This is a genomic window from Succinivibrio faecicola (genome assembly GCF_019448115.1).
GTDB classification, from domain to species: Bacteria; Pseudomonadota; Gammaproteobacteria; order Enterobacterales; family Succinivibrionaceae; genus Succinivibrio; species Succinivibrio faecicola.
Genome location: NZ_JAGFNY010000006.1, coordinates 58,350 through 78,281, shown reverse-complemented (window position 1 = coordinate 78,281; position 19,932 = coordinate 58,350). Strand labels below are relative to the sequence as shown.

The window sequence follows — 19,932 nt, the reverse complement described above, 5'->3', positions numbered from 1 at the left end:
GGTTGTGTTAACAAGCTCGTTATCTTCATTATAAAAACATACCTGAAACTTTCTACCGGCTAAATCAATACCCACAGGTACATAGCCATAGATTAACTCCTGTCCTGTAGCTGTATAGGAAATACGAAATTGGTTTTCCTGATTATTTTTGCTCTGACTTCTTGATTTTTCTGCTCTAGGATTTGTAAAATTCATGTGGGTAACCTCTCTAGGGAATTTAGTCATGTTTGGTAACCTCCTTACAGGTATATTTTCTAGTTCAAGGATAAAGCTTTTATAAATTCCGTATGCGCTCGTTTCTACGATGACGCTTTGATTATTTATTTTGTGAATTATAAAAGAAAAGAGGTTATCCTTTAATAAAAAAGACAACCTCTTTATCAAATCTGAACTTAACGCCCACCTCTATATAAGAAATCCTCATATCAGCTTAGTTCTTGATACTAACGTTTCAAAATAATGTACGATAACGGTAACTTATGGAAAGAGGAATAATTCAAGACTGGAGCTTTAAGCTCAGAAATAAACACATTCTTTTCCATAAATGCTTTCTGTGTAAGGATAGAGGGATAATTCGATGATGGAGTTGTACTCAGAAAATCAAGCATTCTTATCCCTACACAGCCGTTGCTGTTTAGTCAGAGCAAGGAACAGTTAAAGCCCTCTGACTTATTAGCTTCGTCTTTTCAGATTTATATTTTATGAATTTGTTAACCTGTAATTACTTACAGCTCTAGTAATCTACATTTCTTACCGTCAAACTTTTCTCCATGCTTTGCTATGGTCCATGCTACTCTTGCCATACGGTTGGCAATTGAACAGACAATTCTCTTATTAGAAACATCTTCATTATCAATTAAAGTTGCAACCTTAGAGGTTCTTTCAGGATCATATTTCTTGGTTTGTCCATATCTTGAAATTGCACACATATACAAGACTCTTTTTAAAATGTGATTTCCGCTTTTTCGAGTTCCGCCGACGCTTATTTTTCCTCCACTACCTGTTACTTTTGGAGCAAAGCCTACAAATGCAGCAAAGTGTCTGCTATCTGGATAGTCATTAGGATCACCCATAACTATCCTGAGTACTGCTGCTGAAAACAGAGCTATACCAGGTATGGTTACCAGGTTCTGACACACAGGATCACTCTTTGCAAAGTCTGTTAAGTGCTTTTCAATAGTGTTCAACTGGGTGTTTACATTGTTAAGATTAGCCTTAGCAACTTCATCACAGGCTCTAAATTCTGATAAAGCTTCTGATTTACTTTCTTCTAGAGAAACTAAAAGATTCTGTGCACACTTATCAATGGCATTCTCACCTAGAGAGCAAACTTCACCTAATTCATACAGAACCGCTCTTCTTGCATTCTGAATCTGTACCTTCTGTTTCATCAATTGCTCCCTTACAGTAAGTAACTGCATCAGCACCTGATTTTTCTCATCTCTTATACCAATCTCCTTAATAGATACTGACATTACGGCTCTTAATATTGCCAGTGCATCTACTTTATCGGTCTTGGTATCTAATGATAAAAAGGCTTTTATTTGAAAAGCAGGCATAACCTTACAGTCATGTCCTAATGCTTTGATTTTTCTTGCCCAGAAATTACAGCTTCCACAGGCTTCTATTCCTGCTAAGATTTTGCCTGTAAATGGTGGCTCTTCAAGAAATTTGATGAATTCATCTCTGGTCTTAGGCTTATTATAGAGAGTGCCATTCTTTTGTAGGTAGCACACCTGAATGACTCTGGAGGCTAAATCAATACCTACAACAGTTACGCCTCTAGCTTGCTTCTCTTTTAACAGCTTTTTCTCAGCTTCATTTAACTGACACTTGGCTGCACTCATCGCTTTTCTCCAATAATATTGTTAATTTCAACATTATTCAGAAAAGCATCTCTTGCCTAGGATGTGATATGCTGTTTCTAAATAATGCAGTGACTGTTCCTTGTCACCACATTATTCAACTGGTGCGTAGAAAAGTTTAATAAGGATTATGCATCACACTGTGCTGCAATGAGGCAATACCAAAAAGAGCTTTGTGAGTACAAAAAGTCCCCACTCAAAGCTACTGAGGCACCAGTAAAACCAAAATTACCTACATGGCAGGACTACAAAAAAGAGTTTAATGCAATCCGTAAGGAAAAATATCCTTTTACATACGAGGTAACAAAATATGCCTCACAGCAGAGTTTCATTAATTTTGGACAAGCTGTATCAAAATACTTTGGTAATGTAAAAAATAAGAAGAGCAGCAAAAGAAAGGTCGGTTTACCAAAATTTCAAAAGAAAAGCTATCATCGAGGCAGTTTCTACATTGGTGGAGACCTAGTAAAAATTGTTATAGGGAAAACATGCTCAAAGAAGTTAGAAAATCACAGTAATAAGCAGTATTTGAATATACCAAACTTCGGATACGTACAGCTGAAAGAAAAACTCAGATTCAATGGACACATCAACAGTGTAACAATCTCCCAGAGAGCGGACCGAATTTTTGCATCATTCAGTGTAGAAATATCTGAAGAAGAATATCAAAGAACACATAAGGCAGCAGTGCAAAATAATACTGCAGTTGGTATTGATTTAGGAATAAAATCCGCACTGATGTTATCAGATAGAATCAGTATTGACGCACCAAAACCATTAAGGAAAAAGCTTAGAAAACTTGCAAAATTACAAAGACAGCTTAATCGAAAGAATCACCCAAGAACCAAAGGTGATAAGACGAAGGTGTCTTGTAATTATATAAAGCAATCTAGAAAAGTAAGTAAGCTATATTGTTCTATCACCAATATACGAAATGATTTTACTCAAAAGATAACAACAATTCTGGCTAATCACTATGAATACATCTGTATGGAAAATCTAAACGTAAAAGGGATGATGGCGAACAAAAAACTTGCCAGGGCAATAAGTGATATTGGCTTTTACAAGATTAAACAAATTCTCAAATACAAAATGGAAAGTAAACATCGATTTCTACAAGAAGTTGATATGTTTTTTGCAAGCTCAAAGTTTTGCAGTAAATGTGGTGCACTAAAAAAAGAATTAACACTCAAAGATCGAGTCTATGAATGTCCTGAATGTGGAATAACTATAGACCGAGATTTGAATGCAGCAATAAACCTGAGACAACAGATAAAAAACGTAGGAGCAGCTAGCTCCGAACTTAAGCCTGTGGAGCTGACGGCTCTGTTATCTGATTTAGTAATAAATGGGATAGCAACCAGCAGTTGTGAAGCAGGAATTAGGTTAAAAGATTATAATTATTAACAATTTGTATAATTTTATAGTTTTTTATAGATCCTAATTAGCGGTATGATTAAGATTGTTTATGAGCTGTTAAAGGATAAGCTCAATATTGTTAAGCTTACATTTACCAGTGGTGTTAATGCTGCATCTTGTGAGTATGAGCCAAAAGGTGAGAAACAGCGTTGTCCACTTTGCGGTGTTTTATTAAATGACAACGGAGTATGTCCAAAGTGCGGATATACAAAACGTTAAAATATAAATGAAAAAAAGGAGTCTTGCACTATACAAGGCTCCTTTTATATTTTGTATTGCTAATGTGTACTACTTAGCATGTCTTACTCTTGTTTTTGCAAGAGCTGCAAGCTTGCCTGTCAGCTGCTCTGAAGGACCGAACATTGGCTTTTCGCCCTTGATATATTTTTCACGGTAATCAGTTAAAGCTTTGCCTACAAGCTTATAAAGACCGATAACAGCAATGATGTTTGGAATTACCATCAGACCATTGAACATATCAGCAAGCTCCCAAACAAGGTTAACCTTAAGATATGAACCTGTCATTAAGAAACAAAGAACAATAACAGAGAATACGTTAACAAGTTTGTAGCCGAAAAGATATTTTACGTTCTGCACTGCAAAGAAGTACCAGCCGATAATGGTTGTGAATGCAGCGAAGAATAAACATACTGCTACGAAGCCGGCACCTGCAGGACCCATGCCCTTAACGAATGCAGACTGAGTTAACTCAATGCCGGTCTTTGTACCGTCAAGAGAGCCTGTAACCATAATAACAAGAGCTGTTGCTGTAAGAACGATGAATGTATCGATGAACAGACCTACAATAGCTGCAAGACCCTGTTCTACAGGGTGGTTAACACGTGCTACAGCATGAGCATGTGGGGTAGAGCCCATACCAGCTTCATTTGAGAATAGACCACGAGCAACACCGTAACGGATTGCCTCTTTTACAGTAGCACCTACAACACCACCAGTAGCTGCTGATGGATCGAACGCACCAACAAAAATTGCTTTGAATGTTGGAAGAATATGTGCACCGTAGGTGATAACAATATAAATAGCACCAAGTACATATACAGATGCCATTAGAGGAACCATTTTCTCAGCAAAACCAGCAATACGCTTGATACCGCCAATGAAGATGAATCCAGCCAAGAGAATAAGAAGAAGACCTGTTACAGGAGTTGGAATATCAAAAGCGCTGGCAAAAGCTGTAGAAATTGAATTTGCCTGTACCATGTTTCCGATGAAGCCAAGAGCAATAATGATGGTAACAGAGAAGATTGCTGCAAGACCCTTTGAGCCTAAACCGTATGTGATGTAGTAAGCAGGACCACCAGTTACATGACCCTGAGGATCTTTTGTTCTATATAACTGAGCTAAGATAGCCTCAGAGAAAATTGTTGCCATACCAAAGAAAGCAGCAAGCCACATCCAGAAAATAGCACCAGGACCACCCATTGCAATAGCTGTAGCAACACCTGCAAGGTTACCTGTACCAACCTGAGCTGCAACTGCAGTTGCAAGAGACTGGAATGAGGTCATTCCGTGGTTTCCTGCTTTTTCACCATTGAAAGATAAACCACCAAAAACATGTTTGATAGCTAATGAGAAATTTCGTACCTGAACAAAACGCAGTTTAAAAGTAAAGAAGACACCTGCACCTACTAAAATAGGAATAAGGCACCAAGGGCCCCATAAAATAGAGTTAATATCAGCAACAATGGCTGTAAGATGATCCATTGTCTGAGTAAAAGATGTGTTATCCATTTTTTTTTATACCTGAAAAAATTTAAAGTAGCACGAAGCTACTTTAAAGGTTTTTAACAAATAAAAGGCTACAAAAAATAGGACAGTCTTTGTTATTTAGTCTCGTCAGAATTGCTGTTTTCATCTGCTGTTATTTTATTGAGACGGGCATGAAATTTCTTTTTTATCACAACAATGCAGATGATGGCGAACAATACGCCCAAGGCAAGGAAAATAGCCTTCTGCACGTCATGAACATATTCCATAAGAACATCAAGATTATCAGCAAAGAAATAGCCGAGGTAAATCCATATTGGTACGGAGATTAAAGCTGCAATGCCATCCATAACAATAAATGTCAGATAGCCGATACGATGACTCATTCCTGCAACAAGGTAGATAGGGGAGCGAAGACCAGGAAGGAATCTTGCAACAAACAGCAGACCTAAACCGTACTGTTTGAACTTATTCTGAATCTGGGAGAAACGCTGTGGGGTTACTATCTTACGGAAAGTTTTGATTTTCTGGATACGGTAACCGAAGATTCTACCTGCAAGGAACATGGTGCTGTCACCGATGAGAACGCCTGCAAGACCTACGACGCACATGATATGAGGATTTGCCAGTTCAAGACCTGAAATAACGCCACCTGAAACAAGAGATATATCTTCAGGTACTGGTAAGCCTAAACCACATAGCAGTAAACATGTGAATACGGCAATATAACCATAACTACCAAAGAAATCTATTAAAAATTCAAGCAAGACACTATTCCTCTTTTGTACTTTTACAAATGCAACATGATAGCAGAATTTGTAGGTTAAATCACGAAATTTTATATGTGCTTTTTAAGTGACTAAAATGCTGTATTTGTTATACAACGCCGTTTTTAAATCCCATCTGACGCCATGCCTCATAAGCTACTACAGCAACAGAATTTGACAGATTCAAACAGCGGCTGTTTGGGGCCATAGGGATTTTAATCATATTCCCTTCTTTTATATGTTCATATACTTCAGGAGAAAGTCCTTCCTTTTCACGTCCGAAGATAACGTAATCACCGTCTTCATATTTGAAGTCAACGTGACTTAATTGTCCCTTTGATGTTGAAGCAATAAGCCTTTTGGGCTGTTCTGTCTCTAGAAACTTTTGAAAACTGTCATGAACAGTCAGATTACAAAGCTCATGATAATCAAGACCGGCTCTCATAAGTCTTTGATTGTCAAGAAAGAAACCAAGTGGTCGTATGAAGTGAAGTCTTGCTCCACAGTTGACACTTAATCTAATGATATTTCCTGCATTTCCCGCCATTTCTGGCTGATATAGAACAATGTTAATCATATCTTTTCCTGTAAGTAAGAAAACAGCCACATATTATGCCATTATTTTATTCTTTTGACATGAACTGCAGTGCGAGATTTTATTTTGTTTTGTACTGATTATTGAGAACAGTGCTATATGTTATTGCTAACCTTCTTATTTTTCTAACCGAATGCAAATTATTAAATGTAAAAATTTGCCACATGTTTTTATCAGTGATAACATTTAAAAGTTTGTAGAAAGCATAAATAAAACGTAAGACAGAGCACTTTATAAAAAATAACATAATATAAGAATAATAACCGGAGGATATGATGGCAATCGCCCCTCAGAAGGGAAATAACAGAACTAAGGTAGGATTTTTTGCAAAAACAGCGTTTGGCTGCTGCTGTTTTTTCACACTAATCAGTGTGATCCTGCTTTTTGCTTTTAAGAATAAAGCAAAAAGAGCAATGTCAGGTCAGTTAGTATCATTAGATAGTGCATCACCTGTATCTATAGCAGATGATCATCAGATGGTTAATGTTGTACTTGACTACTTTGGTTCATCAAGCATTCTTTTTCCTCTGCTGGTTGTATTTATCTGCTATAAGATTTTTATCAGCCAGACTTTTTTTAAGAAATTTGACGGCTTTGTTCTTGGTACATCCATTTTAGGTTTCAATATTCTTCTCATTGGTTTTTCATCAATGCTCTCAGCTTTATCTCCATCTTTTGGTGGTCTGCTGGGTGATTTTTTCTATTTATATTTCTTTAACAAGTTTGGATTCCCTGTATCAGGAATTCTGCTTATGCTTGTTACCTTTGGTGGCCTGTTTCTCTTTACCTTCAAATCACCAGTTTGGTACATTGATAATATAGGAAATCTTCTGACTGCAGCTTATAACAGAATCACAGGACGAAAGGTTGAGACTTCATTATTTGAAGATCATAATCAGATGAGAAAGCATGATTCTGACCTTAACATCTCTGACGTATCTTCTGTTGGCACTCTTCCAGAACAGACTCCTGAAATGACCAAGGGTATACAGGTCGTTAACAGTGATAATGAACAGGTTCATTCTATAAATAATCATCTCAGCAAGGAATATCTAGATCAGATCCATGAACGCGAAAAGGAGCAGAGTGGAGGATTCTTATCAGGCCTGTTTACTAGAATTAAAACTCAGAGTGAAGAGAAAGACAAGAATAATGAAAAGTCTGAAACATTAAGTGAAATTGCAGCAAAACAGCCTCAGTTAAAGAATGTTTCTAAAGGAAGAAGTTCCTTTACAAACCGTGTTGAACCAAAGTTTTCTGCTTTTGGAGTTCCAACTGATCCTTCATTTTTAAGACAGAACGACAGCTTTGTAAATCAAGATGGTAATTCTCCTGCAACATTCGGTTCTAACCGTATTGCAAAGAGTGTTGATGCACCAAAAACAACAGCTGTATTTACATCTGAAAATAATAGTGCAATTCAAAATCAGGTGCAGACAAACAATCAATCTGACACTCACAGCCCATCACAAAGTGTAGAGGGGCCAAAGACAGTAATTAATGGTATTGCAGTCGGTTCAAACATTGTAGAGAAAAAGGATGCTTTGCAAGAACCTAAAGATAATGGTGGAAAAACCATTATTACAAGACTTGCAGTTGCTTCAGATGATATTTTTGAACCAGTAAGAAAAGTTCAGAATGATTACAGTCAGGGACATGTTGTCTACAAGGCAGGTGCTGATAATATTACACAGCAAGAAACAGTAGGCAGCCCTATGAGACGCTCAGAGGTAAGCACTGTAATTATCAGAACAACATCTACTCCAAAACTGAATGTGACCTCAAATTCAGATGGTATGTCAGGTATGTATACCCATAATTCTGATCAGTCAGCTTCTATGCCGAATCAGTGTCAGAAGTATGAAACCAGTGTAAATAATACCGTTGTATCAGAAAGTGATCAAAATATTATTAGTTTTGATGATCTTACAAACGAGGACAATGCCTCTACACAGATAAAGGTAAATTCTCTGCCACCTGAATTCAAGAAAACTGATGATGGAAAACTTTTAAAGAGTTCTGAGTCATTAATAAAAGAGTCAGATGACAGCTATGACAAGTACCGTTATGCTTCAAGAGGTGTAAACTCAAGTCAGAGTCCTTCTGTCAGAAGCAATGCCGATACCGATTCATCATATGCTGAAGCTTCACAGCCAGTAAATGCAGCTGGTAGCTATAATAGCGATGTGCAAAATAATGATAAGCAAAGTGAAATTTCATCTCAGATTCAAACTTCATCTGGCTCTGTAAATTCTTATTCATCAGCTTCATCTTCTCAATCATATGATAAGGTGGCAACAAATCCTCCGTTTGAAAACATAAGCTCTATATCAGGTAACGTACCTAGAAGCTTCAACACTTCACAGCGAGCTCCTATTGGAAAGATTCCTACTGTTACCTATTCACAGTCAACAGAAACAATTCCAACAAGATACTATGACAGCTGGAGACCTCCATTCTCACTTCTGACTCGTTCAAACAACGAGAGTTACTCAATCGATGATGAGATTGAAGCAAAGATTTCAAAAATTGATCAGTTCATGAAGGACTTCAATGTTAAGGCTAATGTTGCTAATTTTGAGTCTGGTCCTGTTGTTACAAGATTCGATTTGAATCTTGAAAGAGGCGTAAGCTTAAAGGCTATCAGCAGATTAACAGAAGATCTGCAAAGAACTCTGATGACTGATAAGATCAATATCCTAAAATCAGTTGCTGGTACAAGCTTTGTTGGTGTTGAAGTTCCGAACGACAGAAGAAAGATGATTACATTAGGTGATGTAGTGCAGTCTGAAGAGTTTGCAAACTCAAAAGCCTATCTGCCTATGTGTATGGGTGTTGATACCATTGGAAGACCTATTGTTGCAGATCTTGCATCAGCACCTCATCTTCTGATTGCAGGTACAACAGGTTCAGGTAAGTCTGCTGGTCTTAATTCAATGCTGGTATCCTTACTGTTATCAAAATCACCTGCAGATATGCGTCTGATTATGATTGATCCTAAGACAGTAGAGTTTACTCAGTATCATTCTCTGCCACATCTGATCTGCCCAATTATTACAGATCCTCTTCAGGCTGTAGCTTCAGTATCCTGGCTTATCAAGGAGCAGGAGCGCAGATACAAACTGTTGTCTTTACTGCATGTTGCTAAGATTTCTCAGTGTAATGATCTTATTCGCTCAGAAAATGCACAGGGAAGAAAGGTATATGATCCTGTATGGACTGCTGATATGGGCGGTGAGCCAAAAGAGCTGAAACCTCTACCATATATCGTACTTGTAATTGACGAGTTTGCTGATTTAATGGCAGTATCAGGATCATCAGGAAAGAAAGGTGATCAGTCACTTGATCAGATGATTGGCAGACTTGCAGGTAAGGCCAGAGCTGCAGGTATCCATATTATTCTTGCAACACAGACCCCTCGTTCTGAGATTGTAACAGGTACTATCAGAGCAAATCTTCCATCAAGAATTGCATATACTGTACAAAATGGTATGGAATCTAGAATTATTCTTGATGAGACTGGCGCAGAAAATCTTTTAGGCAACGGCGACATGATGGTCAAGTATCAGCAGCTTAAGAATAATCAGCTGTTCAGAGCTCACGGTCCTTATGCAAGCACTGATGATGTTCATGCAGTTGTTAATTCATGGATTGAGAGAGCAGGTGATCCTGAATATATTGAAGATGTTACAACTTTAGAAGACGATGAACCTGATGATTTAGATGATATGCCAAAGGATCAGGAGCTAGACAGATATTTTGATCTTGCAGTAGAGCATGCCAGAATGTATTGCGCAAACACAAAGAAGGGTATTTCTGTAACAGAGCTTCAGTCTGAACTTAAGGTGGGCTTTGTTAGAGCAAGAAATATTCATAGACAGTTGCAGCAACAGGGTATCATTGATTCAAAAGGATATCTTCTGTGGGAGTAAGAATGAAGAAAATCTTAATGGTTGCTGCTCTAATGAGTGCAGCGAGCTCTGTACAGGCTGATGATTCTTTAGAACTCATTAAAATGCTTGGAAGCAGAAATTCTATTTCAGCCACATTCTCTTCTCAGACAAAAAATGCCAAGGGAACTGTAGTATCAGTGCAGAGTGGATCTTTAAAGCTAAAGAAACCATCTCATTTTATGATGCATACAATGGAGCCTGATGAAACAGTTCTTTATACAAAAGGCTCATCAGTGGTTTATTACGATGCATTTGTAAATCAGGCTACTGTGTTTTCAAAAAAGGATCTGTATACATCACCTTTTATGCTGTTAAACTCTTCAGATAAAAAGCTGTGGTCTCAATACAAGGTTCAGTCTCTAGGAAAATGCTACAGCCTGACTCCACTTAAAGATAAGACTGTAAGCAAGATTACTTTGTGCTTTGACAACAGCCGTATAAATGAACTTACTTTAAATATGGCTGATGGAAACACTACTGTTTATAAGCTCACTGAACAGAACTCTACACCTGCAGACAGTGATTTTTCATACACTATTCCAGATGATGCACAGATAGATGACCAGCGAAAATAATACTGATTTATTTGCAGCCTTTGATGAATCACTTAAAAAAGGTTCAGAAGAGAACTCATCTGTTAGTGATGAGTTTGCTCCTCTTGCTGCAAGACTCAGACCTTCAAGTATTGATGAGTATATAGGTCAGTCGCATCTTTTGTCTCCAGGGAAACCTTTGCGTGCGATGTATGACAAAGGTCAGTGCTATTCAATGATACTCTGGGGACCGCCTGGAGTTGGAAAAACTACTCTGGCATTGCTTTTTGCAAAGGCATGTTCTGCTGTATTTGAACAGTTACCTGCTGTTACCTCAGGTGTAAAGGACATACGAGATGCTATCTCAAGAGCTGAACTTAGAAAGAAAAGCGGTATAAGAACAATTCTTTTTGTAGATGAGGTTCATCGCTTCAATAAGTCTCAGCAAGATGCGTTCCTTCCTCATATTGAAAACGGAACCATAACTTTTATAGGTGCAACAACAGAGAATCCGTCTTTTTCTCTTAATTCTGCACTTTTATCAAGAGCAAGAGTATATGTTCTGCAGAAACTCAATGAGGAGGAATCTAAAAAGCTAATTGATACAGCTGTAAACTCACAAAAGGGTCTTAAAAGCTGTAATCTCAAACTTGCAGAAGGTGTAGAAAAGGCTCTTATTGATCTTGCATCTGGTGATGCTAGATATCTTCTGAACATTCTTGAAATGGCATCTGATCTTGCCGCACTTTCAAAGGATGGTACAAGAATTCTTACTCTTTCAATGCTGGGGGCAGTAGCAGGCAGAAGACTTGTCAATTATGACAAGGGCGGTGATTCATATTATGAGATTATAAGTGCCTATCACAAGTCACTTAGAGGCTCAGCTCCTGATGCTGCTTTATACTGGTATTCAAGAATTCTTGAGGCAGGAGGAGATCCTTTATATGTTGCAAGAAGATTACTGGCTTTTGCAACGGAGGACATTGGTCTTGCCGATCCAAAGGCAATGCAGATATGTCTGAATGCCTGGGATATTTATGATAGGGTCGGACCTGCCGAAGGTGAAAGAGCAATTGCAGAGGCTACAGTATACTGTGCACTGGCTCCTAAGAGTAACCGTCTGTATCTTGCTTTTAACAAGGCAAGAGAGGATGCAAGAGAGCATGGTACTCTGGATGTGCCAATCTATCTTAGAAACGCTCCTACAAAGTTAATGAAAGACTTAGGCTACATTGAAGGATATCGCTATGCCCATGACTATGAAGGTGCCTATGCAGATGGAGAGTGTTTCTTCCCAGAAGAGCTTGCAGGTACAAGATATTATCATCCATCTGACAGAGGACTTGAGATAAACCTATCAAAGAAGGTTGAATATCTAGACCACAGAGACAAGATATCTGAAAACAAGCGCTATAAGGATGGATTTGTAGGCAGGTATACAAAACACCGCTAATTTTTCGCTCTGCTTTTTGTTTTAATAGCTCTTAAAATATTTTTCATTTATGGTAAAATTACCGCGTGAAAAATTACATTATGATGTAATTTGTAAAGGTTTAATTTTTAAGTAAATGGCAATTATTCATGCTTGATTCAAGATATCTGCGCGCTGACATTGAAGAGGCCGCACAGCGCCTAGCAAAAAGAAAATTCACTTTAGATGTAGCTAAATTAACCGAGCTTGAGACCTTAAGAAAAGATTCTATGACCCGTACTCAGGATCTGCAGGCTCAGCGTAATTCATTATCCAAGAGCATCGGCCAGGCTATAAAGGCAGGTCAGGATGTTGAACCAATCAAAGCTCAGGTTGCAGAGATTTCTAAAGAGCTTGAGCAAGTAAAAGCAAAACAGGATGAAGTATTAAAGCAGATTAATGATATCGCTTTAAGAATACCAAATCTTCCGGATGATTCTTGCCCGCTTGGTGAAGATGAGACTTTCAACGTTGAAGTAAGAAAGTGGGGTACTCCAAAGCAGTTTGATTTTGAGGTAAAGGATCATGTTGCTTTAGGTGAAGGTTTAGGTTTACTTGATTTTGATACAGCAAGAAAGGTATCAGGTGCAAGATTCTCATTTATGAAGGGGGCAATCTGCAAGCTTCACCGTGCACTTGTTCAGCTTATGCTTGATCTGCACCAGGATCAGGGATATACCGAGGTTTATACTCCATATCTTGTAAATATGGATTCTTTATATGGTACAGGTCAGATGCCAAAGTTTGCCGAAGATCTGTTCCATACCACTTTAGATGGTACCTGTGACGGTGATGGTATAAATCATCATTTCTGTCTGATTCCTACAGCAGAAGTTCCACTGACAAACATGGTTCGTGACGAGATCATTCCTGAGCAGGATTTACCTATCAAGGTTACAGCTCATACTCCATGTTTCAGATCAGAGGCAGGCTCTGCAGGTAGAGATACCCGTGGTCTTATCAGAATGCATCAGTTCGATAAGGTTGAAATGGTACAGATTGTTAAACCTGAAGATTCATGGCAGGCTTTAGAGCAGTTAACAAACGATGCTGAGGCTGTACTTCAGGCTTTAGAGCTTCCTTATCATGTAGTTGCACTGAGCACTGGTGATATGGGCTTTAGCTCTGCAAAGACTTACGATCTTGAAGTTTGGCTGCCAGCTCAGAACTGCTACCGTGAGATTTCATCATGTTCAAACTGTGTTGATTTCCAGGCTCGTCGTATGCAGGCTCGTTTACGTCGTAAAGATGGTAAGGTTGAGCTTGTACATACTCTTAACGGCTCAGGTCTTGCAGTTGGTCGTACTCTTGTTGCAGTTATGGAAAACTATCAGAATGCAGATGGTTCTATCACTGTACCAAAGGTTTTACGCAAGTACATGAACGGTCTTGAAGTAATTTCAAAAGAGACTGTTTAATGCTAAGCATTCTTGACTGGATAATGATCGCTGTAGTATCTGCATCTGCAGTGATCTCTGTTTTTAGAGGCTTTATAAAAGAAGCGACTTCTATACTGTCATGGGTAGTGGCTTTTATCTTGTCAAGCCGCTGCTATTCTTTTGTTGCACCTTATATGACCTTTTCAAATGATGCTCTTACAAGAAAAGCTGTAGCGAGCATCCTTATCTTCATTGGTTCACTTTTAGTTCTAGGATTGATCTCAAGTGTGATATCAAATCTTGTAAAGAAAGTTGGTCTTTCAGGTTTTGACAGACTGCTTGGAGTAGCCTTTGGAATAGGTCGCGGTGTTTTGATTGTATGTGCCGTACTGGCTTTAGGTCAGATCCTTTTCAGACTGCATATACTTACTTTCATTCAAGATTACGACTGGTACAGAAATTCTGTCTTCGTACCTGAATTACAAAGAATTGTTAACTGGTTCTTCATTTATGTGGGAACCCCTGAAACTGGAGCATAGTTATGTGTGGTGTGGTTGGTATTGTAGGAACCTCTCCTGTAAATTTATCTTTATATAATTCACTGCAGGTTCTGCAGCACCGTGGACAGGATGCCGCTGGTATTGTTACTGTAGATGAGAGAGATAATTTCCATCAGAGAAAAGCAAACGGTATGGTAACAGAGGTCTTTTCTCAAAGACATATGTTACGGCTTACCGGCAATATGGGCATTGCTCATAACCGTTATCCAACAGCTGGCTCTTCTTCAGCAGCAGAAGCACAGCCATTCTATGTAAACTCTCCATACGGAATCGCTCTTGCCCACAATGGCAATCTAATCAATTCAAGAGAATTAAAAGAGAAGTGTAAACAGGCTCGTCGCCATGTGAACACTCAGTCAGATTCAGAAATTTTATTAAATATCTTTGCATGGAAAGTATCTGCAATCGATAAGGATATTCCATCACCAGAAGATATCTTCTCTGCTGTATCAGGTGTATATGATGAGATCAAGGGCGGTTACGCTGTAGTAAGCCTTGTTTTAGGCGTTGGTCTTGTTGCTTTTAGAGATCCATACGGAATTCGTCCTATGGTTTTAGGTGAGAAAATTACAGCTGAAGGCAAGACTGAATATATGGTTGCATCTGAGAGTGTTGCTCTTGATGTTTCTGGTTTCACTTTAGTTCGTGATGTACAGCCAGGTGAAGCTCTTTTAATTACTAAAGATGGTCAGCTATATTCTAAGATCTGCGCAAAGAACCCAACACTGAACTCATGTATCTTTGAGTATGTTTATTTTGCAAGACCAGATAGTATCATTGATGGTGTATCTGTTTATGCAAGCCGAGTTCGTATGGGTACCAAGCTTGCAGAGCAGATCCAGAAAGAACACAATGATCTTAAGATTGACGTTGTAATTCCTATTCCTGATACTTCAGTTGATATTGCAGTTCAGATTGCTCGTACATTAGGTGTTCCATACCGTCAGGGCTTTGTTAAGAACCGTTATATCGGCAGAACCTTCATTATGCCAGGTCAGAAGCAGCGTAAAAAGTCAGTTCGCAACAAGTTAAACCCAATTCCTGCTGAGTTTGAAGGAAAGAATGTACTGTTAGTCGATGATTCAATCGTACGTGGTACAACCTCACTTCAGATTGTGGAAATGGCTCGTGAGGCTGGTGCAAAACAGGTGTACTTCGCTTCAGCATCTCCTGAAATCCGCTATCCAAACATTTATGGTATCGATATGCCTACTTCTAAGGAGCTTATCGCATATGGCAGAACCAATGAGGAAATTGCTAAGGAAATCAAGGCTGATGCTTTAATCTATCAGAAGCTTGATGATCTGATTGCATCTGTAACTGAAGAGAATCCATCACTTACTAAGTTTGAAACCTCAATCTTTACTGGTAAGTATGTAGTTCCACCATCAGATGATTATTTTGAGAATATCGAAAAGCAGAGAAGTGATGATGCAAAGGCAGATAAAGCCTGGAAAGATTCATCAGACTCAGAACAGTTGGATATCTTCAATATTCAAGCTTAATAGAAAGATGTGTCAAAAAACGCCAGAATTTTCTGGCGTTTTTTGTGTGTAAACTAAAAGCCTCGTTCGAGGCTTTTAGTTTAGAAATATCTAATTTTATTTTTTGTTGGATATTACAACAGTTGATCTTGGAGGAATTGTCAGCTGTTTTCCTGCAAATAACTCTTTTAGGATCTTAGCTTCAAATTCTGGATTTGTCTTTGTTGAACCATATGATTTAACATTCAGTTTTTCGCGGCTTAAAAGCTCATACAGACCTTCAAGTCCTTCTCCATGATCACTACGTCTTACATTTCTGCCAGATAGTGGGATTAACAGATCTTCGCCTGTATCGGCACTGTTATCAGTACCGCAGTCTTCAGGCATATACATTGATGCAAGAAGAGGGAAGAGCATAGAGCCTTGTTCTACCTTTATCTGCTGCCTTGATGCATTAACTAGAACAATTGCAAATCTGTCTTCAAACAGTCTTGTATAGCCAAAGTAAGCGCCGCCAGCACATATAAACAGCATAGAGCCTCTTGAGAAGGCTGGATTTGAATGTCTTAGTGATGCTAGCTCTGAAATGATCCCTTGTGTTTCAGCTGAGTTTACGCTTACATGTCGATCCTTTAGTGCATTGAAAGGAATCAACCCACGAGGTCCTACCTGATATTTATCGATTACATCACCTAGTTCATCGCCCTGATAAATACATGGGATACCACGCCATGTAAATAGACATGCAAGTGCGGCCTGATACAGATACTTGTCACCACCGATAATGGTGTGGAATCTTGAGATTCTGTTGTTGTCAAGCTGGTTTAAAAGACAGAGTTTTACATGCTGTGAAACACCAACTGAGAATTCCTCACAGCAACGTCTTAAATCTTCGCCTGAGTATGGGGTAGGATCTCCATCTAGATTGATACCACCGAAGAATGAACGGATTGGGCTTAAAAAGCCTGTATAGTTGATTGTGCCGTCCACATTGCCATCAGAGCTGATTGCATATCTTGGATCTGATGCAAATTCACCTAAAACAAGACAGTCAAGATGCGCTTCTCTTGCACTTTTGCAAAGTTGTGAAAGTCTTGTAATGTTGTTTTTAGCACTACCGTTATCGCCAATCTGATTTGCATCATCAATAACCCAGCCGTCTATTCCATAAGGTGCTCTAAGCCATTTTTTAACAATGGCATTTGTTCCATCAAACATAGCATGCTGAGTAGTGTAACTTGAGTAATCAAGCTTAGGGTAGTTTGGATGATTGTCCGATACATATACATCACCTTCAGATGTGAATGTATACAGATCTCTGTAGGGACTGTCTTTATGGCGAAGTGCACCTTTACCGGTTCTTTCCTGACGGTCAAACCAAGGATGAGCATCACCGGTATGGTTGAAAGTTCCATGAAGAAGGATCTTCATTTCATAACCAAGAGCTACAGTACGAAGACGCTTTAGAGCTCCGTTGCCTCCAAAGTGAGGATCAACCATGTCATAATCTTCAGTATCGTATTTGTTTGCTGATGGAGCCTTAAAAACAGGTGTCAGATAGATGGTATCACATCCAATTGAGCGGATATAAGGAAGCATAGCTCCTACACCGTCAAGATCACCACCACAGTGGATTTCATCTAAATCAACAAATTCCAGATCTTTTGCCTTAACAGGCTCTGTTGCATCATACTTTGTGCCATCAACATTGAAATAACCGCTAGATGCAGCAAATTTGTCTGGCAGGATCTGATAAACGATAGAATCAAGTGCCCACTGAGGATGAGGGTTGAAAAACTCGATTGAATAGCAGTGCTGCATTAAAGGTGGTTCTCTTGACATACCAAGTGAGCTGTACCATACAACATCGACTACCTTGTTTTCCTCATTCATCAGTGCAATTTTAAAGTAGTAGATAAACAGGTTTCTGCTCTTGTCAGCACTAAGTGGAGCTTCGAAACGATGGATTCCTGAATATGATCCTGTATAGGTCATCAGATTCTGATGATCCTCGTTTTCAGTAAATGTAACAATAGAAATCTTCAGGCGGCTGTGATTTGCACCTCTGACAAAGAGTACTGCATTTGTATGAGAAACATCAGGGGCAGTACATGTATGGAAACACTGAAATGGAAGTGATGCTCTTGGAGAACTTGTGTTCTGACGCATAATTAGCCTTTCCTTTATTGTAGCTTTTTCAAAGCGCTGGTAACTGTTGAATAAATCTCTAAAACACCTTTGATATCCATTCTCTCCATTACAGAGTGAGGATTTAGGATAGTAGGTCCTAAAGAGATGAGCTGCAGTTTTTTGTTTTTCTTTACAAACTGAGCACATTCAACCCCTGCATGCAGTGCTGTAATTTTAAAATTCTTGCCAGTTACTGAATGATAGCACTCATCTAAAACTCTGATGAGTTTATTGTCTGATGGGGATTCCCAAGGTAGATGCTCATTTGAGCACTCCATATCAGCATTATCAGTCAGACAGCATACTGCTCTTATATTTGCAATAATAGCATCTAAACCGATTTTAGATAGTGAACGAGGTAGCATACTGATGCTTATGCACTCATTTGTACTCTTTATGATTCCTGTATTTACAGATGTTTCAACTATGTTTTCATAGACTGGTGACATACGAGTCATACCATCAGGAAGAGCTCTTAGAAAGTGAATAAAATCAAGTGATTGAGCAAGACCTAATACCATTCCATTTTCAGCATCGCAAACAGTGAAATTCATCTTAGGATCGGTATTTTTATATAACTTTTTTTGTGCATCAATGCACTCATTAAGAGAGCATACAAATGCATCATATTCATCATTGCTTACTTCAATTTCAACATGGGCTTTAGTTGGAATTGAGTTTCTGAAAAGTCCGCCCTGAATGTCCTTTAAGAAGATATCGTAATCATCACTTAAGTTATCAAGTACACTTGATAGAACTTTAATTGCATTAGCATGACCTTTGTGAATATCGGCACCAGAGTGACCTCCACTTAGATCAGATAGTTCAATTCTTAAAGCTTTTGTATTTTCAGTTTTGATTCTTTCAACAGCATATTTAATTGAAACATCCATTGAGCCTGCGCAGCTGACAAAAAGATAGCCGTTGTCTTCAGAATCAAGATTGATAAGGTAGTCTCCCTTTAAAGCCTCTTCACTAAGAGTTGTAGCACCTTTCATGGTGGTTTCCTCTTCAACTGTGAATATGGCTCTTAAAGGACCATGCTCAACATTTCTGTCTTGTAAAAGTGCAAGAACCATAGCAATGGCAATACCGTTATCAGCACCAAGAGTTGTATCTTTTGCTCTTATAAAATCACCATCAACATAGGCATTGATAGGATCTTTTGTAAAATCGTGAGTACCAGAGTCAGTCTGAACACAGACCATATCCATATGGCCCTGCAGAATAACCAAAGAGCAGTTTTCTTTTCCTTCTGTTGCAGGTGCATCAATAATTACATTACCATTTTCATCTGTATATGCACTACAACCTATGTTCTTTGCATAGTTAACGATGAATGATGCGATATTTTTTTCATTTCCGGATGGACGAGGTATTTTTAGAATCTCGTCAAAGATTTCAAAAACCTTTTTTGGTTCAAGATCTTTAATTAAAATGCTCACTTTTTTACCTTATTTTGTATGTGTTTGACTTTATTATAAACATTTGCTAGGAGAAAAGAAAAAGAAATAAGCTATTTTTGGAAATTTTTGTATATAAATCTCTTATTTAGCTGTTGCAAGTCTTGATGGTATAAAACAGCAGATGGACAAAATCTTCTCCACCAGAATTTTTTTAAGAATATTCTTGCTTACAGAAAACCGTTTTTAAATGATTCTAAGCTCCTTTAGAGTTTGAGAAGTTAAACTTTTTTCTTTGGTATTTAGTCATAAAGACTAGATGAAAAAGCAGATTGAAAGTAGAATGTCTAGTGTGATAAACATCAGTTTTCACTAGGATTGGAAGGGCAGAACATGCAACGATCTTGAGTGGGGCTGGTCAAAAAAAACTAGAGTTGCTGTAGTTTTTTTGACTGAAGACAGTGAACCTCATTAGATGCAAGATGCTTCAACCAACCATGCAAGCTAAACAATTAGCCTCTTCAGCAGAAAGTCTCTTTCTTTTGCAAGAGGTGAATGTCAATTTTAGTCATCCTAAAGTCATTG

Annotated in this window: 15 protein-coding genes; 8 read left to right on the top strand and 7 right to left on the bottom strand. The window is 38.4% G+C overall.

The annotated features are described in order from the left end of the window. Both J5V48_RS03230 and J5V48_RS03225 read right to left on the bottom strand, forming a co-directional pair. On the bottom strand, positions 1-225 hold a 225-nt coding region (locus tag J5V48_RS03230; RefSeq protein WP_219937056.1), incomplete at its 3' end, for a hypothetical protein. 500 nt (positions 226-725) lie between these two features. Continuing rightward, entirely contained in the window at positions 726-1,847 is a 1,122-nt protein-coding gene (locus tag J5V48_RS03225) for an IS110 family RNA-guided transposase (protein WP_219937054.1), read from the bottom strand. 93 nt (positions 1,848-1,940) lie between these two features. Here J5V48_RS03225 and J5V48_RS03220 point away from each other — a divergent pair, with 93 nt between their 5' ends. Together J5V48_RS03220 and J5V48_RS03215 are read left to right on the top strand one after the other, a co-directional pair. Next, a complete protein-coding gene (locus J5V48_RS03220; RefSeq protein ID WP_255557698.1) occupies positions 1,941-3,272 on the top strand; it encodes an RNA-guided endonuclease InsQ/TnpB family protein in 1,332 nt (443 codons plus the stop codon). Between the two features lie 45 nt (positions 3,273-3,317). Further along, complete coding sequence (locus J5V48_RS03215) at positions 3,318-3,503, top strand: hypothetical protein (RefSeq protein ID WP_219937050.1); 186 nt, start codon at positions 3,318-3,320, stop codon at positions 3,501-3,503. A 69-nt stretch (positions 3,504-3,572) separates the two neighbouring features. On the opposite strand, the gene J5V48_RS03210 is transcribed toward J5V48_RS03215, so the two are convergent. From J5V48_RS03210 to J5V48_RS03200, 3 genes are all read right to left on the bottom strand, one after another. Further along, positions 3,573-5,036, bottom strand: a complete 1,464-nt coding sequence (locus J5V48_RS03210; protein WP_255557695.1) for an alanine/glycine:cation symporter family protein — start codon at positions 5,034-5,036, stop codon at positions 3,573-3,575. A gap of 92 nt (positions 5,037-5,128) precedes the next feature. Then, on the bottom strand, positions 5,129-5,779 hold the full coding sequence (locus J5V48_RS03205; RefSeq protein WP_219937048.1) for a DedA family protein: 651 nt from the start codon (positions 5,777-5,779) through the stop codon (positions 5,129-5,131). Positions 5,780-5,888: 109 nt separating this feature from the next. After that, positions 5,889-6,356 (bottom strand): tRNA (cytidine(34)-2'-O)-methyltransferase, encoded by a 468-nt coding sequence (locus J5V48_RS03200; RefSeq protein ID WP_219937046.1) that lies wholly within the window; start codon positions 6,354-6,356, stop codon positions 5,889-5,891. A 290-nt stretch (positions 6,357-6,646) separates the two neighbouring features. Here J5V48_RS03200 and J5V48_RS03195 point away from each other — a divergent pair, with 290 nt between their 5' ends. The 6 genes from J5V48_RS03195 (at position 6,647) to purF (ending at position 15,775) form a co-directional block, all read left to right on the top strand. Next, a complete protein-coding gene (locus tag J5V48_RS03195; protein ID WP_219937044.1) occupies positions 6,647-10,306 on the top strand; it encodes a DNA translocase FtsK in 3,660 nt (1,219 codons plus the stop codon). A 2-nt stretch (positions 10,307-10,308) separates the two neighbouring features. Continuing rightward, positions 10,309-10,902, top strand: a complete 594-nt coding sequence (gene lolA / locus J5V48_RS03190) for an outer membrane lipoprotein periplasmic chaperone LolA (RefSeq protein ID WP_219937042.1) — start codon at positions 10,309-10,311, stop codon at positions 10,900-10,902. Beyond that, positions 10,886-12,313: a replication-associated recombination protein A gene (locus J5V48_RS03185; RefSeq protein WP_219937040.1), complete on the top strand. Its 1,428-nt coding sequence runs from the start codon at positions 10,886-10,888 to the stop codon at positions 12,311-12,313. Before lolA ends, J5V48_RS03185 begins: the two co-directional genes overlap by 17 nt. Positions 12,314-12,441: 128 nt before the next feature. Beyond that, positions 12,442-13,749, top strand: coding sequence for a serine--tRNA ligase (gene serS, locus J5V48_RS03180; RefSeq protein ID WP_219937038.1), 1,308 nt, complete (start codon positions 12,442-12,444; stop codon positions 13,747-13,749). Continuing rightward, complete coding sequence (locus J5V48_RS03175; RefSeq protein WP_219937036.1) at positions 13,749-14,249, top strand: CvpA family protein; 501 nt, start codon at positions 13,749-13,751, stop codon at positions 14,247-14,249. Before serS ends, J5V48_RS03175 begins: the two co-directional genes overlap by 1 nt. Positions 14,250-14,251: 2 nt before the next feature. Further along, complete coding sequence (purF, locus tag J5V48_RS03170) at positions 14,252-15,775, top strand: amidophosphoribosyltransferase (RefSeq protein WP_219937034.1); 1,524 nt, start codon at positions 14,252-14,254, stop codon at positions 15,773-15,775. A 96-nt stretch (positions 15,776-15,871) separates the two neighbouring features. Here purF and J5V48_RS03165 read toward each other — a convergent pair whose 3' ends face one another. Then, the gene (locus J5V48_RS03165; protein ID WP_219937032.1) at positions 15,872-17,923 is read right to left on the bottom strand and encodes an alpha-amylase family glycosyl hydrolase; all 2,052 of its coding nucleotides are present in this window, start codon (positions 17,921-17,923) and stop codon (positions 15,872-15,874) included. Between the two features lie 14 nt (positions 17,924-17,937). Next, positions 17,938-19,389, bottom strand: a complete 1,452-nt coding sequence (gene pepD / locus J5V48_RS03160) for a beta-Ala-His dipeptidase (protein ID WP_219937030.1) — start codon at positions 19,387-19,389, stop codon at positions 17,938-17,940. Positions 19,390-19,932: the final 543 nt, after the last annotated feature.